Raw genomic sequence first — 1376 nt, 5'->3', positions numbered from 1 at the left:
CCTATAATAAGTTCCTAACCCGAAAATCACTTAATTCTTCTTGAACTAACGCTACCCATTAGTTTAAGTACATTACTTCACAATCTTTAGTTTTCGCGTTAAATAATCCTTTTACTTCTTCTCAACATATAATGTTGAGACCCTAACTAAAAGGAGTGAAATCACATGAGATATTTCCCACGCCAGGGGACAATGAGTCCACAATCCCCTCCTCCAACATTCATACCACCAAAACCTTCTGTGTCCTATATCGTCGATTGTCTATATCAAAACACTTATGTATGGCTTATAAATGGCAGACAATTTTGGTTTTACCCTACTCGTGTGGAATATGGAGAAGTCTCTGGATATAGATGGAACGGTGCTTTCTGGCAATTCTACGGTATTGACCCAAGACTTATAGATGCTGTTGCCTGCCCTCCTATCCCTACATTATACTAAAATCCTTCAAAAGCCTTATCTCGAATAGTCTCAAAATAAAAGATCGTCCCTATCTTTTTATTTTGGAGGTATTGTATGACGAATTTTTATTCATTTCATGGAACTGTCACGGTGATTAGTGAATTTTTCACAGGTCAAAATGGTAAAAAAGAAGGTTGTTATAAATTATTTACAATAGAAAATGAATTGGGATCAATAGTAAATTTCGTGGTTTCACCCTCAACTTATTTCGTTGACCATGAAATGGTCAGAGTAGGAGATCGCGTGACAGGATATTATGATGGAGATTTACCTGCTATTCTTATTTACCCTCCACAATATCAAGCGCTTGTCATGGTAAAAGATAACCCAAATCAGAATGTAATAGTTGATTATTTTAATAACCAATTGGTGAGTAGTGATGGACAATTACAATTAAATTTATCTCCCTATACCCAAATATTATTAACGAATGGGCAACTCTTTTCAAGATATCCAGCGAACCGAGATTTAATTGTTTTCTATGGACCTGCCACAAGAAGTATCCCTGCTCAAACCACACCCTATCGTATAATTGTTTTATGTTGAGCGCATTATTATTTCAACCAGCAATAAAAATAGGTATTTAAAACTCGTTCAGTTTTTGGCGAGTTTTTTATTATATTTTGTTCTTTCCATAACCCTATAAAATTAATATTCCTTATTCAACTAAACTGCACCTATAGTTGTATAACATCCTTGTTTTGAATTAATGTTTCTTTAAGAAGTTTAGCATTTCATTGAAAGCGTTTTGGGATGATTTTTCATTATATTTTGTAGAGTATGGGTCACTAAATCCGTGTTGTCCAAAGTATTTATATGTCTCGATATTCTTCTTCTTATCCAAATTTGATAGTAACTCATCCACACTAAAGGATTGTTCCTCTTGAGGAAAGAATAAAATTATAGGACATAGA

At 34.0% G+C, this 1376-nt stretch carries 3 protein-coding genes; 2 read left to right on the top strand and 1 reads right to left on the bottom strand.

Annotation, left to right across the window (positions count from 1 at the left end; all coding sequences use genetic code 11):
* Positions 1–165: 165 nt before the first annotated feature.
* Both V7149_RS25475 and V7149_RS25470 read left to right on the top strand, forming a co-directional pair.
* Positions 166–441 carry a transporter gene (locus V7149_RS25475; protein ID WP_289314799.1) on the top strand — a complete coding sequence of 92 codons (276 nt, stop codon included), beginning with the start codon at positions 166–168 and terminating at the stop codon, positions 439–441.
* Positions 442–516: 75 nt separating this feature from the next.
* Positions 517–1008 carry a hypothetical protein gene (locus V7149_RS25470; RefSeq protein ID WP_335348354.1) on the top strand — a complete coding sequence of 164 codons (492 nt, stop codon included), beginning with the start codon at positions 517–519 and terminating at the stop codon, positions 1006–1008.
* A gap of 160 nt (positions 1009–1168) precedes the next feature.
* Here the strand turns inward: V7149_RS25470 and V7149_RS25465 are convergent.
* Positions 1169–1376, bottom strand: a 208-nt coding sequence (locus V7149_RS25465; protein ID WP_335348353.1) for a dienelactone hydrolase family protein, incomplete at its 5' end; no start/stop codon positions are given.

Source organism: Bacillus sp. JJ1503 (genome assembly GCF_036965125.1).
GTDB lineage: Bacteria > Bacillota > Bacilli > Bacillales > Cytobacillaceae > Cytobacillus.
Note: the sequence above shows the minus strand (reverse complement) of the source record. Positions and strands in the feature narration are given on the sequence as shown.

Bases quoted from the DNA above. Each gene is read 5' to 3' on its own strand.
- V7149_RS25470 (WP_335348354.1), top strand. From the start codon at position 517: ATGACGAATTTTTATTCATTTCATGGAACTGTCACGGTGATTAGTGAA.
- V7149_RS25475 (WP_289314799.1), top strand. From the start codon at position 166: ATGAGATATTTCCCACGCCAGGGGACAATGAGTCCACAATCCCCTCCT.